This window comes from Pseudomonas sp. Bc-h (assembly GCF_002080045.1).
Taxonomy (GTDB): Bacteria; Pseudomonadota; Gammaproteobacteria; order Pseudomonadales; family Pseudomonadaceae; genus Aquipseudomonas.
The window spans coordinates 23,604-40,363 of sequence record NZ_MUIN01000021.1 but is presented as its reverse complement, the minus strand read 5'-3'; the positions used below and the strand labels follow the sequence as shown (position 1 = coordinate 40,363).

General features: G+C 61.2%; 9 protein-coding genes. All 9 read left to right on the top strand.

The features are described 5' to 3' along the window. Positions 1-3,477: condensation domain-containing protein (locus BWR59_RS33020; RefSeq protein WP_230982132.1), on the top strand; the 3,477-nt coding region annotated here is incomplete at its 5' end. Then, positions 3,380-6,523: a condensation domain-containing protein gene (locus BWR59_RS33015; RefSeq protein WP_230982131.1), complete on the top strand. Its 3,144-nt coding sequence runs from the start codon at positions 3,380-3,382 to the stop codon at positions 6,521-6,523. The genes BWR59_RS33020 and BWR59_RS33015, both read left to right, overlap by 98 nt. Next, the gene (locus BWR59_RS31375) at positions 6,516-7,925 is read left to right on the top strand and encodes an aspartate aminotransferase family protein (protein ID WP_081569559.1); all 1,410 of its coding nucleotides are present in this window, start codon (positions 6,516-6,518) and stop codon (positions 7,923-7,925) included. The genes BWR59_RS33015 and BWR59_RS31375 overlap by 8 nt, the downstream gene beginning before the upstream one ends. A 169-nt stretch (positions 7,926-8,094) precedes the next feature. Further along, entirely contained in the window at positions 8,095-10,293 is a 2,199-nt protein-coding gene (locus BWR59_RS31370) for a TonB-dependent siderophore receptor (protein ID WP_230982130.1), read from the top strand. 1,647 nt (positions 10,294-11,940) lie between these two features. Continuing rightward, on the top strand, positions 11,941-12,141 hold the full coding sequence (locus BWR59_RS31360; protein ID WP_081569556.1) for an MbtH family NRPS accessory protein: 201 nt from the start codon (positions 11,941-11,943) through the stop codon (positions 12,139-12,141). A gap of 49 nt (positions 12,142-12,190) precedes the next feature. Then, a complete protein-coding gene (locus BWR59_RS31355; RefSeq protein ID WP_230982129.1) occupies positions 12,191-13,171 on the top strand; it encodes a TauD/TfdA family dioxygenase in 981 nt (326 codons plus the stop codon). An 11-nt stretch (positions 13,172-13,182) separates the two neighbouring features. After that, on the top strand, positions 13,183-14,016 hold the full coding sequence (locus tag BWR59_RS31350) for a formyltransferase family protein (RefSeq protein ID WP_081569554.1): 834 nt from the start codon (positions 13,183-13,185) through the stop codon (positions 14,014-14,016). Positions 14,017-14,058: 42 nt separating this feature from the next. Beyond that, a complete protein-coding gene (gene fhuF / locus BWR59_RS31345) occupies positions 14,059-14,823 on the top strand; it encodes a siderophore-iron reductase FhuF (protein ID WP_081569553.1) in 765 nt (254 codons plus the stop codon). Positions 14,824-14,957: 134 nt separating this feature from the next. Beyond that, positions 14,958-16,640 (top strand): methyl-accepting chemotaxis protein, encoded by a 1,683-nt coding sequence (locus tag BWR59_RS31340; RefSeq protein ID WP_081569552.1) that lies wholly within the window; start codon positions 14,958-14,960, stop codon positions 16,638-16,640. The last annotated feature ends 120 nt before the right edge of the window (positions 16,641-16,760 follow it).

The window sequence follows — 16,760 nt, the reverse complement described above, 5'->3', positions numbered from 1 at the left end:
GTTTCGGTGTGGGAGTTCTTCTGGCCGCTGATGGTCGGCGCGCGTCTGGTCATGGCGCAGCCGGGGGATCATCGTGATCCTGCTCTGCTCACCGCTTTGATCGAACAGCAGCAGATCAGCACCCTGCACTTTGTACCTTCGATGCTGGCTGCGTTCATGGCTCAGGACGATTTGTCTGGCTGCTCGTCATTGAAACGCATCGTCTGCAGCGGTGAAGCGCTGCCCGCAGATCTGGCGCGGGAAACCCTGCAACGCCTGCCCAATGCGGGGCTGTTCAACCTCTACGGGCCGACCGAGGCGGCCATCGACGTCACCCACTGGACCTGCCGCAGCGAACCGGGCGCGTCTGTGCCCATCGGTCAGCCGATTGCCAACCTGCAGATCCACATTCTCGACAGCCGCCTCAATCCGCAACCCATCGGCGTACCGGGCGAGTTGTACATTGGCGGCGACGGTCTCGCCCGTGGTTATCACCAGCGCCCAGCTCTGACCGCCGAGCGTTTCGTTGCCAGCCCATTCGGTGACGGCGAACGCCTGTATCGCACGGGAGACCTGGCGCGCTGGCGTGCCGACGGCGCAGTGGAATACCTGGGCCGTCTGGACCATCAGATCAAACTGCGCGGTCTGCGTGTGGAAATCGGCGAGATCGAATCGGCGCTACTGGATCATCCCGGCGTCAGCGAGGCAGTCGTCGTGGCGCGCCAACTGGAAACCGGCATGCAGTTGGTGGGCTATCTGGTCGCAGAGAGGTTCGATGAAGAGCAACTGCGCACCCGGTTGAAATACCGCCTGCCGGACTACATGGTCCCCGCGCATCTGGTGACGCTGGACAAATTCCCGCTGTCGGCCAACGGCAAGCTGGATCGCAAGGCACTCCCGGAGCCGCAACTGCAGCAGCGTGCATTCGAAGCGCCTTCGGACGGCGTGGAAAGCGAGCTGGCCGAGTTATGGCAGAACTTGCTGGACGTTCAACAAGTCGGCCGCCAGGACAATTTCTTTGAACTGGGCGGGCATTCGCTGCTTGGCATCCAACTAGTGGCGCAGATCCGGCGTGAGCTCAAGCTGGAGTTGCCGCTGCGCGCCTTGTTCGAGTCGCCGGTGCTGGCTGACTTGGCGAATTACCTGAACACCCGCGCCGAGCTTGCGGCGATGCCGGTACTGCTGCCGCGCAGCGAGCGTGAGTTCGCGCCGCAGTCGTTCGCTCAACAGCGCTTGTGGTTCCTTGCGCAACTGGAGCCGGAAAGCACCGCGTACAACTTGCCGTGTGTGCTAAATCTCAACGGGGCGCTGCATCTCGACGCCTTGCAGCGCAGTTTCGATGCGCTGGCGGCCCGTCATGAAAGCCTGCGCACCTGCTTTCGTCCGGCTGAGCTTTCAGGGGGCGACCAAGGTGTTCCGTTGCAGCGCATTCTGCCGACTGGCAGCGTGAGCATCGAACGCCATGACCTGCGCAACAGCGCTACGCCCGAGGACGATTTCGCCGCACTGGCCCATGCCTTCATGAATCAGCCATTCGACCTCGATGCCGAGCGCGCGCCATGGCGTGTCGGCCTGGTTCGTATTGCGGACGATCAGTGGCGGCTGCTGCTGTGCATGCACCACATCATCTCCGATGGTTGGTCGGTGCAAGTCATGCTCGAAGACTTCGCCCAGCTGTACCGGGCCTTTGCCCAAGGCGGCGATGCGCAGTTGCCGGACCTGAGCGTGCAATACGCCGACTACGCCGGGTGGCAGCGCGGCTACCTTAGCGGCCGTGAACGCGAGCGGCAGTTGAGCTGGTGGCGTGAAGCCTTGGGTGACGAACAACCTGTGCTGGAATTGCCCGCCGACCGTTCGCGTCCGGCCGAGCGCGATGGCAAGGGCGGGCGTCACGCATTCGTGCTGCCGCAGGATCTGGCCGACAAGCTGCGTCATACCGCCCGAGCTCACGACGCCACGCTGTTCATGCTGTTCTTGGCATCGTTCGACACGCTGCTGTATCGCCTCAGCGGCCAGCGCGACCTGCGCATCGGCGTGCCGGTGGCGGGGCGTGCAGAGGTGCAGACCCAGGGCCTGATCGGCTTCTTCGTCAACACTCTGGTGTTGCGTGCCCAGGTCAGCGGCGATCAGCCATTCACTCAGTTGCTGGCTCAAGTGAAGGACAATCTGCTGGGCGCCCACGCCCATCAGGACCTGCCGTTCGAGCAACTGGTGGAAGCGCTGCAACCAGCGCGCAGTCTGAGCGTCAATCCGTTGTTTCAGGTCAGCTACAACCACCAGCAGCAACCGGACATGTCGCTGTTGCAGTTCGACGGCCTGAGCATCGAAACGCAGCAGTGGGACATCAAGGGCGCGCAGTTCGACCTGGTGCTCGGCACTTTCGAACATCAGGACGGCCGCATCAGCGGTTATCTGGACTACGCGACCGATCTGTTCGACGCCTCGACGGTCGAGCGTCTGTACGGCCAGTTGCTGACGGTATTGAACGCCGTTTGCGCTCAGCCACAGACTGCCATCGGTGACCTGCCATTGCTCAGCGAGGCAGACCTCGCGGCGCTGGATCGATGGAATACACCGCCATTCTCGCCGTACGTCGATCGCCCGATCCACGAGCTGATCGCCGACCATGCGCGTCTGCGCCCCGACGCTATCGCGTTGGTGCACGGCGAACAGCGCCTGACCTTCGCCGAGTTCGACCGCCGCGCCAACCAATTGGCCCATGCCCTGCGTGCTCGCGGCATCGGCACCGAAGTGCGGGTGGCGATTGCCATGGAGCGCGGTGTCGATCTGTGGTTGTCGTTCTTTGCCGTGCTGAAAGCCGGTGGCGCGTACATTCCGCTCGATCCGGATTACCCGACCGAACGCCTGCGCTACATGCTTGAAGACGGCGGCGTGAAGTTGCTGATCTCCCACGACGCGGCGCTGGATCGTGTGCCGGTGGGCGACGTGCCGCTGCTCAATCTGGATCAACTGGATGTCTCGGCTGAACCGGAAACTGCACCGGATGTGGTGATTCATCCGCAACAACTGGCCTATCTGATTTACACCTCGGGCTCGACCGGCAAGCCGAAGGGCGCAGCCATCGCCCACGCCGATATCTCGATGCACATCCAGACCATCGGCGAGCGTTATCGCTTCACCTCGGATGACCGCAAATTCCACTTCCTCTCGATCAGCTTCGACGGCGCTCACGAAGGCTGGATGATGCCGATGTGTTACGGCGCTCGTGTCGTCTTGCGCGATCAGGAACTGTGGAGCGTCGAGCAAACCTACGATACGTTGATTCGCGAAGGCATCACGGTGGCTTCGTTCCCACCGAGCTACCTGCGTCAGCTGTCCGACTGGGCAGGTCTGCAAGGCAAAGGGCCGGGGGTGAAAACCTACTGCNGAAGGCATCACGGTGGCTTCGTTCCCACCGAGCTACCTGCGTCAGCTGTCCGACTGGGCAGGTCTGCAAGGCAAAGGGCCGGGGGTGAAAACCTACTGCTTCGCCGGTGAAGCCTTCAGCCGCGAAATGCTGCATGACGTAATCCGTAATCTGCAGCCGCTGTGGATCATCAATGGTTATGGCCCGACTGAGACCGTGGTCACGCCGACCTTGTGGCTGGCGTCATCGGAAACCGCCGACTTCACCACCGCCTATGCGCCAATCGGGGATCTGGTGGGGGATCGTCAGGGTTACGTGATGGACGCGGATCTCAATCCGCTGCCACAAGGCATTGCCGGTGAACTGTATCTGGGCGGGGCAGTAGCGCGGGGGTATCTGGATCGTCCGGGCGCCACCGCCGAACGCTTCCTGCCGCACCCGTTCCGCGCAGGCGAACGCATCTATCGCAGCGGCGACCGCGTGCGCTTGAACAGCGAAGGCTTGCTGGAATATCTGGGCCGTATCGACCACCAGATCAAGATTCGCGGTTTCCGCATCGAGGCTGGCGAGATCGAGGCTGCGTTGAAGAGCTGCGCAGGTGTGCGCGAAGCCTTGGTCATCGTGCGTGATGGACCCAGTGGCAAGCGCCTGCTGGGTTACGTCGGCGGCAACGGCCTGAGCGAGGATGACTTGAAGCAACAGCTCAAGGGCACGCTGCCGGAATACATGGTGCCGCATCACATCATCGTCATGGAGCGTCTACCACAGCTGCCGAACGGCAAACTGGATCGCAACGCGCTGCCTGATCCGCAAATCAACAGCCAGACCTTCGAAGCGCCGCAGGGCGACCGTGAGGAGCAACTGGCTCGGGTCTGGCAACAGTTGTTGGGCGTGGAAAGCATCGGTCGTTCGGACAGCTTCTTCGAGCTGGGCGGCGACTCGATCCAATCGCTGGCGATCATCACTCGTCTGCGTCAGGCCGGTCTGAAGCTGGTGCCCAAAGACGTGTTCAGTCACCCGCGACTCAAGGATCTGGCGCTGCGTCTGATAGAGGTCGAGGCGAGTGCTGCGGTCTTGATCGATGAAACCCCAAGAGGAGCAGTGCCACTGACGCCGATTCAGGCGCATTTCTTCGAACAACCGATGACCCATCGCGGGCACTTCAACCAGGCGCTGCTACTGGACGTGCAGCGTCCGGTTGAAGCACCGCTGCTGGGCCGCGCGCTGGACGCCGTGTTGCAGCATCACGACGGCCTTAACCTGAGTTTCCGTCCGTTGAATGACGGGACCTGGCAGCAGGACTATCGTGAAAGCCCGGCGCCGGACAGCCTCTGGGTGCGCGACGTGGCTGACGACGCAGCGCTGGTCAGATTGTGTGAGCAGGCTCAACGCAGCCTCGATCTGCAAAGCGGCCCGTTGCTGCGACTGGTACTGGCAGAGATGCCGCAAGCTCAGCGCCTGTTGCTGGTCGCCCATCACCTGGTGGTGGACGGCGTGTCCTGGCGAGTGCTGCTCGAAGACCTGGCCCGCGCCTATGCGCAACTGGCATCGCAAAGCGCCGTGAATCTGGGGCCGAAATCCAGCAGCTACCAGCGCTGGGCGCAGCATCTGGTCCAAGCGGCGCAGGCTCCAGAGCGAGAGGCCGAGCCCGCGCAGTGGCTTGAGTTGATCGCAAGTGCAGACGACGCAGTATGGCCAGTGGACGACGCGAACGGTCGCGCCACTCAGCAAGACCTTGAGCAATGCGAATTGCTGCTGGACGCAGAGCAGACACGGCGGCTATTGCGTGAAGCCCCGGCGGCGCTGGATGCACGGATGGATGAGATTCTGTTGGCTGCATTGGCCCAGGCTTTGAACGGCTGGACCGGCCAAAGTGACAACCTCGTCGCGCTGGAAGGCCATGGTCGTGAGGCGTTGTCCGAAGGGCTGGATGTCGGCCGTACCGTGGGCTGGTTCACCAGCCTGTATCCGGTGCGAGTCAAGACTGCGACCACGATCAGGCAAACCGTCGAACAGGTCCGCACGATGCTGCGCGGCCTGCCAGACAAAGGCGTCGGCTTCGGCCTGCTGCGTTATCTGGGTAACGACTCGGTGCGTCAGCAACTCGCCGAATTGCCGGAACCGAAAGTGGTGTTCAACTACCTCGGCCAGTTCGATCAGGATTTGGGCGACGGTCGTTTTGCGCCGTCCAAGGTGTCCGCCGGGGCTTTGGTCGATCCTGCCACGCCGCTCAATCGGGAGCTGGAAATCAACGGTCAGGTGTTCGCCGGACAGTTGGGGCTCACGTTCCGTTTCAGTGGCCAGCGTTACCATCGCCAGACCATCGAGCGCCTGCAAGCGGCTTACCTTGCGGCACTGACGGAGTTGCTGGCCAGCCTGCCAGTGCCGCAGGCGCCTGCTGTTCCCGCTCATCCCGCCAACAGCAACGGCGCGCCGAATCCACTGATTCGCCTCAGCAGCGGCGCCAGCGACAAGCCGCCAGTGTTCTGCGTGCATCCGGTCAGCGGCACCGTTGTCGGTTATTACGCATTGGCACGTCGCCTGTCCGCGCAGTGGGACGTCTGGGGCATTCAAAACCGTCAGGTGCTGGCTGGCAACTGGCGCGACAGCTCCATCGAACAGATGGCTCGCGACTACGTGAAGGCCCTGTTGGAGCAACAACCGTGCGGGGCCTATCGCCTGATCGGCTGGTCGATGGGCGGCACCATGGTGCTGGAAATGGCCCGGCTGTTGACCCGCCTGGGCAAGCGCGTGGAGTTCGTCGGTCTGATCGACGGCTACGTACCTGGCGCCGGTCAACCGCGTCCTGCGATGCCTGATTCGATGCCTGAAAACCTTACCGATGGCGACGCAGAAGCAGACAGCGACGAGCACTGGCAACAACTGCTCGGTGTCGAGAGACACATGCGCCAACTCGCCAATCAGTGCCGGGAAATCCACACCTCTGGCGTGCCTGTGTACGCCTGGTGGGCCGAGCGTTCCCCGGAAAATAACGATAACGCACCGGCTCTTCTGGAGCAGGGCATGGGTGGGCGCTTGCAGGTTTCGGCCTGGATCGATGCCGACCACTTTTCGATAGTCCGTGATCAGCAGTTCATCACTCAACTTGCCGAGGCCCTCGCGCAAGTCAACGAACGACCTCAGTCACACGATTTCCAGGAGCAGGAATATGCATAGCCAACACAACGTGACGCCGATTGCCGAGCTGACACCTGACGCGGCACTGGCCAACGCCGATTACCGCTTCGCGCCCACCCCGCGGCTGGATCGTCAGGCGGCGGTGGAATCCAATGCGCGCAGCTATCCACGGCGCATTCCTCTGGAGCTCAAGCGCGCTCAAGGCATTCATGTTCAAGACAGCGAGGGCCGCTGGTTCATCGATTGCCTGGCCGGCGCCGGCACCCTGGCGCTGGGGCACAACCACCCTGAAGTGGTGCAGTCGATGCGCAGCCTGCTCGACGGTCAACGTCCGTTGCACACGCTGGACCTGATGACCGAGGCCAAGGACGAGTTCATCAATGAACTGTTCGCGTTGCTGCCGCCAGAGTTCGCCAAAGATGCACGTATCCAGTTCTGCGGCCCGGCAGGCACCGACGCGGTGGAGGCGGCGATGAAACTGGTACGCACCGCCACCGGGCGCAGCAACATGATGGCCTTCCACGGGGCGTATCACGGCATGACCCAGGGCGCGTTGGGCCTGATGGGCAATCTGGGGCCGAAGGCATATCTGGGTGGCCTGGCCTCCAGCGCGCAATTTCTGCCATTCCCGTACGACTATCGCTGCCCGTTTGGCGTGGGCGGTGAGACGGGCGAACGCATCGGTCTGCACTACATCGAAAACCAGTTGACCGACCCTGAAAGCGGCGTACTCCCGCCAGCCGGGATGATCCTCGAAACCCTGCAAGGAGAGGGCGGGGTGGTACCGACGTCGGCCAACTGGTTGCGCGAAGTCCGGCGCATCACCCGCGAGGCTGGCGTGCCGTTGATCCTCGATGAAATCCAGTGTGGCGTGGCGCGCACCGGCAAACCATTTGCTTTTCAGCACGCCGACATCGTTCCAGATGTGCTGGTGTTGTCCAAGGCCATCGGCGGCAGCCAGCCGATGGCGGTGGTGGTCTACAACAAGTCGCTGGACGTCTGGAAGCCGGGCTCTCACGCCGGGACATTCCGTGGCAACCAGCTGGCGATGGTCGCCGGTTCCACCACCCTGCGCATCGTGCGCGAACAACAGCTGGATCAGCACGCCGCGGCCATGGGTGAGCGTCTTGCTAAACACCTGCGCGCCCTGCAGAAAGACTACCCGCAGATGGGCGATGTGCGCGGCATGGGCTTGATGCTCGGAGTTGAAATGGTCGATCCCGAAGGCCGGCCGGACGTCCTCGGTCGCTTCCCGCAAAGTGGCGAGCTGGCCTCGAAGATTCAGCGTCAGTGCCTGCGACGTGGCTTGATCATCGAAGTCGGTGGTCGCCGTTCCAGTGTTATCCGTTTCCTCCCGCCTTTGATCGTCACCGCCGCGCAGATCGATCAAATTGCCGAGATCTTCGGCGCCGCCATTTCCGCCGCCGTCAGCCAACGTTAATCCCGCCCGAATGTATCAGCGAAGTGACCATGGATGGCACTTCGTCTTGATTCATAATAACAATGGTAGTGAGAATGTTTCTCTGTTACATTTTCACGCTTTTTTGACATCTGTCAGCAAAATGCAGGGCTGGGGCTCTGGGTTTTTTTCAAAGGGAGGGGGAGTTCGGATGGCTAGCAACAAGAACAAACAATTCAAGGTGAAAGCCTTGGCAGCGCTGGTCGCAATGGTCGCTTGCCATGGCGCGGCATGGGCAGAGGACAGCCCCGCCAAGCCGGCAAAAGGGTCGACCATCCAGCTGCAGAATTCGGTCATTACCGGTGAATCTCTGGCAGTCGAACCGGACGTCGGCTATCAGGTCAAGAACAGCACAGCAGGCACCAAGACCAGCACGCCGCTCTCGGAAACACCCCGTTCTGTATCGGTTGTGACACGTCAACGCATTCAGGATCAGGGCTCGCAAACCCTCACCGATATCCTCGGTTATGTGCCGGGTATCTTCGCCCCGCCATTCGCGGTAGGTGATGGCATTGCCGGCGATCTGTTCTCCATTCGCGGCTACAACGCCACCGACTACGGCTACGGCCTGCTCAAGGACGGCCTGCGTTTGCAGGGCAACCGTTACGACACCACCACCGAGCCTTATGGTCTGGAACGTACTGAAGTGTTCCGCGGCCCGAGCTCGATCCTCTACGGCGAAAACGCGCCAGGGGGTCTGGTCAACCTGGTCAGCAAACGCCCGACCGAAACCGCGCAGGGTGAGGCCAAGTTCTCTTACGGCAGCAACAACCGTCGCCAGCTGGGCCTGGATGTGTCCGGCCCCCTGACCGACGACAACCGTATTCTGGGTCGTATCGTGATGCTCGGCCGCAACTCGGATACGCAGGTTGACTCGGTGCCGGACGACCGTCTCTACATCGCGCCGTCGATGACCTTCAACTTCGACGAAGACACGTCGCTGACGCTGCTTTCAACCTATCAGCGCGACCGCACCAAGCTGCTGCTGGGGTATCCGGCGGCCGGCACATTGCTGAACAACGTCAACGGCAAGATCGGCAAGGATCAGTTCAATGGCAACCCGAACTGGGACGATTTCGAACGCGAAGCCTGGAGCCTGGGTTACGAGTTCAGCCATCAGATCAACGACACCTGGCAGTTCCGTCAGAACTCACGCTTCATGGAGTCACGGATCGACCGTCATGAAACCTGGCCGAACAACCTGAACAACGCCGGTTTCGGCAGTATCCTGACCAGCACCGCGTATGACCGTGACAACAAGTCCATGGCGTACTCCCTGGACAACCAGTTCGAGGGCCACTTCACCTCCGGTGCGCTGGAAAACACGGTGTTGTTGGGCGCGAGCTACGACCGGACTTCGTTCAACCAGGACTGGGCAGCCGGTAATGGCGGTACGTTCAACGCCTTCAATCCGGTCTTCCCGGCGGGTAATCCGCGGATGCTCGCGACCATCCAGAACTCGCAGCTGGATCAGCAGATGTACGGTCTGTACAGCCAGGTGCAGAGCAAGTACGACAACTGGATCTTCCTGTTGGGTGGCCGTCAGGACTTCGTGAACAGCAAGTACCGCAACCGCGCGGGTACCACCAGCGGTCTGGCCGATCTGGATGGCTGGGATCACCGTTTCAGTTGGCAGACCGGTCTGATGTACCAGTTCGAAAACGGTATTTCGCCATATGTCAGCTATTCGACGGCGTTCACGCCGGTGCAACAGTCTTCGCAGCCGAACGGCGAACTGCTCGATCCGATCCTGAGCCATCAGTACGAAGCGGGGCTGAAGTTTGAGCCGGCCGGCTGGAATACCACTTTCAGCGCGGCTGTCTTCCAGTTGACCAAGACCCACGATGTGGTTGCGGGCAGCAATGGTTTCAGTCGTCAGGTGGGGGAGAGCGAGTCCAAGGGTATCGAGCTGGAAGCGAATAGCGACATCACCCCGAACCTCAGTCTGACCGCTTCTTACACTTACACCGATGCGCGTGTGACCAAGGATGCGCCGGGGTCGCTGGTCGAGGATCATCAACTGACGGGTATTCCGCGTAATCAGGCGTCGGGCTGGGCGACTTATCGTTTCCTCGATGGTCCGTTGAGTGGGTTCCGTCTGGGGGGTGGTATTCGCTACTTCGACAATACCTTCGCGTATACCGCGCCGACGTTGTACGGCAAGTTGAAAACCGGCGATGTGACGTTGGTGGATGCGTTGGTGGGCTATGACATCGACAAGCACTGGTCGGTGGATGTGAATGCCAAGAACCTGTTTGACAAGGAATATGTCAGTGGTTGCAACAACGCAGGTCGTTGCTACTGGGGTGAAGAGCGTACTGTGATGGGGACGGTTGCGTTCCGCTGGTAATCGCTTGGGTTTGGTGCTTTTGGAAAGGGGCAGACATGGCTGACGTGTCTGCCCTTTTTTTGTGTTGGCGCTGATGTGTTCTGGCTAACGCCAGACCTGTTTCGCCTTCGGCGAGTTACTTTTTCAAGAGCCGGAGTGCCGGACCATCAAAAAGTAACCAAAAGGCCCTGCTCCTGGTTGGGTTCCTCCTTCGTCGGGATACCTTTACTTCGGCGACGCTCCGTGGGCCCGCGCCGAACGGACATCCATGTCCTGAAGGCGCTCTCGCGGCATCCATGCCGCTAGGCCCACTCCACGCCACCTGCGTTCAGCCTGCACCCAAGTCGCGATTTGTGGTGTCTGGGATATCGCGCGCTTAGAAGCAAGATCAAGAGCGAACGCGGCCTTCGATTTTTACGCAACTCCTGTGGGAGACGCCGGAGGTCACGACGGCAGCGATAGCGGTTTATCAGTTGCAGATGAGCCGCCTGACCTACCCCAATCGTCCGACCGCGGCCCGGGCTGTCAAAGCTCCAGCGTCTCCCACAGGGTTCGGTGTACAGCTGGAAATCTGGATACGCCACGTAATAGCGGGGCGGCTGATACGGCTCTGGCTAACGCCAGACCTGTTTCGCCTTCGGCGAGTTACTTGAAAGGACACCAAGTAACCAAGTGTCCTGGCTCCTGGTTTGGCGCTTCCTTCGTCGGCGAGTTACTTGAAAGGACACCAAGTAACCAAGTGTCCTGGCTCCTGGTTTGGCGCTTCCTTCGTCAGCGTACCCTCACTCCGGCGACGCTCCGTGGGCCCGCCGCCATCCGCCATCCGCCATCCATGGCGGGGGCGGCTCTCGCGGCATCCATGCCGCTCGGCCCACTCCACGCCACCTGCGTTCAGCCTGCACCCAAGTCGCGATTTGTGGTGTCTGGACTGTTGCGTAAGAAGATCAAGATCAAGATCGACGGCAACGGCAACGGCAACGGCAACGGCAACGGCAACGGCAACGGCGTACACCGAACCTGTAGCAGTCCGGCTTGCCGGCGGCGGCGATTTCACATACGCCACCGCCGGCCAAACGGAACGCCGCCCGGCCCTACTGCTACAAGGGGGGGCATGCATATACGCGCAGTGCCGTTCAGGACGCTCCGCGTCCAGGCTGACGCGGAGCGTCAGTCGCTGCGTTACCACGCGGAGCGTGGGAACGATCAAACAGTAGATCGCGTGTCCTGCATACGAAGCGCGTTAGCGCCAGCAYGATGMAGGACGCAGATATCACAGACGACACCMATYRCGACTTTGGSAGGCCGAGCGCAGGCGTTGCGTAGGGGGCTGCGCGGCATGGATGCCGCGCAAGCCGCCGTTCGGCCAGGGATGGCCGGTCGGCGGCGTGCCCCCGGAGCAATGCCGGAGTCGAGGGAACCCGACGAAGTCGGGCCGGACAGGGAGCCAGGACCCTTGGTTACTTGGGGTCTTTTCAAGTAACTCGCCGTAGGCGAAACAGGTCTGGCGTTAGCCAGAGCAATATGACGCGCCACCACAACCCACGGATATGCAACCAAACCCCCGCAGCCCGGGATTTTTCAAGAAAACCACTAATCATCCCGCCCTCTCAATCGTCTTCTAGATAAGACCGCCTGCACGCGGTGACATGACATTGACGAGGTCCGCACATGAGCTTTGACGGCGAAAACACCCAGTTCCGCGTAGTGATCAACCACGAAGAGCAGTACTCCATCTGGCCCGACTACAAGGCCATCCCCGAAGGCTGGAAAAGCGTCGGCGTCGAAGGCGACAAACAGACCTGCCTCAACTACATCGAAACCACCTGGACCGACATGCGTCCACTGAGCCTGCGCAAGGCCATGGCCTGATTCATTCAAATTCCCCAGCTTGCGGAGCGTCTTGCCCATGAACATGCGCATGCTTACGCCACACCAGCTCCACGTCGAAACCGGCTTCCCGCTGCGGGTTTACCCCGGCCAGGCGGGGGCTACGCTGGCAGCTGAGTTCGAATCCCTGCGCGGCGTGGTCGAGCAGATGCTCGAACGCGACGGCGCAATCCTGTTCAGCGCATTTGCCAGCGATGGCGTCGAAGGCTTCCAGCGTTTCGCCGCAGCGTTCGGCCATCCGCTGCTCAACTACGAATTCGGCTCGACCCCGCGCAGCCAGGTCGACGGCAAAGGGGTCTACACCTCCACCGAATACCCGGCGCACCGTTCGATCCCGCTGCACAACGAACAGGCGTACACCAACGAATGGCCGATGCGCATCTGGTTCTACTGCGCCAAGGCCGCTGCCAGTGGCGGCGAGACGCCCATAGCCGACAGCCGCGAAGTGTTCCGCCGCATCGACCCGGCGTTGCGCAAGCGCTTCGAAGAGAAGCGCCTGATGTACGTGCGCAATTACGGCAACGGCCTGGATCTGACCTGGCAACAGGTGTTCAACACCGACCGTCACAGCGAAGTCGAAGACTATTGCCGCAAGCGTGGTATCCAGTGCGACTGGAACGAAGACGGCGACCTGCGCACCCGCCAGCGGGTGCAGGGCGTGGCGCAGCACCCGCGCACAAAAGACTGGGTCTGGTTCAATCAGGCGCACCTGTTCCATCTCTCCAACCTGGACCCGGAAATGCAGGAAATCCTGCTGGACACCGTGGGTGAGGAGGGCTTGCCGCGCAACGTCTACTACGGCGACGGCAGCCCGCTGGAAGACGCTGCGCTGGCGGAAATTCGCGGCGTGCTCGATGAGTGCGAAGTGGTCTTTCCCTGGAATACCGGCGATGTGCTGATGCTCGACAACATGCTTGTTGCCCATTCGCGAAAACCCTTCAGCGGCGAGCGCAAGGTGGTCGTGGCCATGGCCGAAAGCGTCAATGGCGAAACGCTGCTCAATACTCCATGAGTTCGAAATCCATGCAAAAAACCAAACTTGTTTACGTCTGGTCGCTGCGCAACGGCGCGGCCGACAAAGCCGGTCAGTACGTCGATTACCGTGGCGACAAGCGCTACATGAAATCGCCGCTGGAGTACTTGGTCCAGGCGCTCAACGATACGCCGCTGGGCGACCACTACTCGCTGGAAGCGGTTATCTGCGACGACAACCCGGAGTCGGCGCGCGACCGCGAAAACATCAAGGATTACGGCTTCGCGCCGGGGCAGGGCGAGTACTGGTTCTATCCGGCCGACCTGAAGGTTCAAGGGCGTTCGGTCAACGAGTTGCTGGAAAACATTCCGTCCACGTATCGCGCGCTGCCGCTGGGCGACAGTCAGCGGCCAGCGGGCAAGTCGGATTTCGAGCGACGTCTGGGCGAGCATCTGCATGCCCTGCAAGCAGAAGTCGTGGTGCTAGACGGGTTGCTGGTGATCCTCGACGAACTGGTGCGCCCAGGTGCCGATTTCCATCGTCGGATCGTCAACATCCATCCGGGGATCACTCGCCTGGAGTCGCCCTACGAGCGTCGCGGCGCCTACGCCACACTGGATGCGCTGTACGGTGCTCAAGGCAAGAAAGTGATCGACTGGAAAACCCGCGAAACCATCGACATTCCGGTGGTGGACATGACCGGCGCGTCGTTCCATTACGTCGACAACGGCATCGATTCCGGTGAAGTGATCTTCGACGTGCTGGACACGCCAATTGCACCCGACGACACCATCCTCGAACTGCGCTGGAACAACTTCAACAAAAGCCTGTTTCCCGCGCTGGAACAGGGGTTGCTGGTGCTGGCGCGGCGTCAGCCTCATTAACACCACCCGCCATCACGCGGCGTCTGTCAGGGGATTCACGCGATGATCCCCGGGCTGGCGCCGTTGTTCATTGCCGACTTCGCGCACTACCGGGACGTTCTCGTGCTTGAGGACGATCCGCGTCCGGGTGTGCCACTGCGCAAGTTGCTGACGCCTGAAACCTTCGATTCGGTACTCGACCTTTTCGGCGCGCAATTCCCGGATAGCGACCGACGCGGGCTGGCCTCGATCTGGTCCAAGTACTACTTCATCAAACTGATCCCGCCTGTGGTGGCGGCCTCGCTGATCCTCGATCATCGCCTGCCTCTGCAACTGGACGACCTGCAGTTGGTGCTGGATGAGCAGGGCAGGCCCGCTGCGTTCAAGCTGCCCGGTTCGGGGCAGCGCTGGTCAGGGAATCCTGTCGACGCTTTCCAGCGTTTCGATGACTTGCTCGAAGGCCACATGCGGCCCTTCATCGACACTCTTGCCGCGCTCACACGCCTTTCGCCCAAGGTGCTGTGGAGTAACGCCGGCAACTATTTCGAGTGGTTGTCGGGTGTGCTCGCCGGAGCGATGCCTGGGGCGGATCTGAGCCACGGTCGCGAATTGCTCAACGCGTCGCACCTTGCAGACGGGCGCCGCAATCCGCTGTATCAACCGGTGCGCTACCTCAAGGTAGCGGGGCAGACCGAGTTGAAGCGACAGCGAAGGGTCTGTTGCGTGCGTTATCTGGTGGGCGGCCTGGCGTTTTGCGAAAACTGTCCGCTCCCTCATCGCAAGGTTCGACCGGCGGTCGATGCAGCGCTAACACTGCGCCAGCCGTGACCTTCGCGTGGTCAGCGAAGCCTCTGAAATGGGGTTTGTCAGAACGTTGACGCCAAATTGCTATCATAATGTTTCAAGTTGTATGATCTCCGGCCGATAGTGGAAGACCACACGACCAGGAGGTGATTTGTCTCATGAAGCTTACCGTCAAGAGCAAGCTGCTCTGTCTTGCCATCATTCCCGCGTTGCTGTTCGCCCTGATTCTCAGTGGCGTGGCTTCGTGGATGTTGCAGCGCAGCGCCGATCAGGAAATGAAGGAAACCCGCGAGCAACTGGTGGAGCGCAATCGCCAGGTGTTGAAGAATTACGTCGACGTGGCGCTGACCACGATCAAGCCACTGCACGATGCATCTGCTGCCGGTGACATGGCTGCGCGGGACAAGGCGCTGGAACTGCTCAAGCCGATGAAATATGGCGATGACGGTTACTTCTTCGGTTACGACACCAAGGGCGTGCGGGTCTTCCGTGGCGACAGCCCGGCGGGCGTTGGCAAAAGCTTCTGGGACACCCGTGATCCCGACGGCTCCTACCATTACCAAACCTTCGTGGAAGTGGCGAAGAACGGCAAACACTACATCGACTACGCCGCACCCAAGCCGGGCGATGAAGCGGTGCAGGTGCCCAAACTCGGTTACACCGTGTACCTGGACAAATGGGACATGGTGCTGGGCAGCGCGATCAACATGGACGACATCGATGCGGCCATGGTGCTGGAACAGCAAACCGTCACCAGCCGCACTCGCAGCATTCTTGCCAGCGTCTTCGTCGTCACCCTGATCCTCTTGCTGGTGACTGCCGCTGCCGGTATCTGGACTGCCAACGGCATCGTCCGTCCGCTGCGCGTGCTCAAGTCCAACCTGGATGACATCGCCGCCGGCGACGGCGACCTGACTCATCGGCTGGTGGTCACCAGTCGCGATGAACTGGGCGATCTGGCCACCTCGTTCAACCTGTTCGTCGACAAGATCCACGCCATGGTCCGGCAGATCGCGCAGATGACCACCGACCTTGCCGGGCTGGTGGAGCAGGCGACTCAGCAGACACAGCGCTCCGAGGTGGCCATGCAGCGCCAGCGTGAAGAAACCGATCAGGTCGCGACCGCGATCCATGAAATGTCCGCCGCCGCGCAGGAAGTTGCCTTGAGTGCGCAACGTGCCGCCGAAGCGGCCTCGGAAACCGATCAGCAAGGTCAGGCCGCACGCAAGGTGGTCGGCACCAGCATCACCGGCATGAGTTCGCTGGTGGACGACATTCGCCTCAGCGGCACCAGCCTCGACAGCCTGCAACAGGACGTGCGTTCCATCGTCTCGGTGCTGGATGTGATTCGCTCGATCGCCGAGCAGACCAACCTGCTGGCGCTCAATGCTGCCATCGAAGCCGCCCGCGCTGGTGAAGCGGGACGTGGTTTTGCTGTCGTTGCCGACGAAGTCCGCGCCTTGGCCAGTCGTACACAGCAGAGCACCCAGGAAATTCAGGGCATGATCACGCGCCTTGAAACAGGCACCCATGCCTCGGTCGAAGCCATGCGTCGTTCCACCGAAGCGGGCGAGGGTGCCAACCAGCAGACCAATGAGGTGGGCGTCTCGCTGGATTCGATCTCTGGCCTGATCGGCACCATCAACGCGATGAACGCGCAGATCGCCAGTGCCGCAGAAGAACAGACTTCGGTCGCCGAAGAGATCAACCGCAGCGTGCACCAGATCGCCGGTGCCGTGGAAAACCTCGCCGAAGAAACCGAGCAGAGCGCTCGCACCATGCGCGACGTGTCTAGCTTGGGCAGCAACCTCAGCGCGTTGGTCGGTCAATTCAAGATCTGATGAATCGTTTAACCCCGCCGCCCTGGTGGTACAGGGCGGCAATAGCTGGTTAAGTAACGCCCGAATGCTTAGCAAGGCAATGATTAGCTGGCAATCGAATCCTCGGCGCTCGACTTTCAA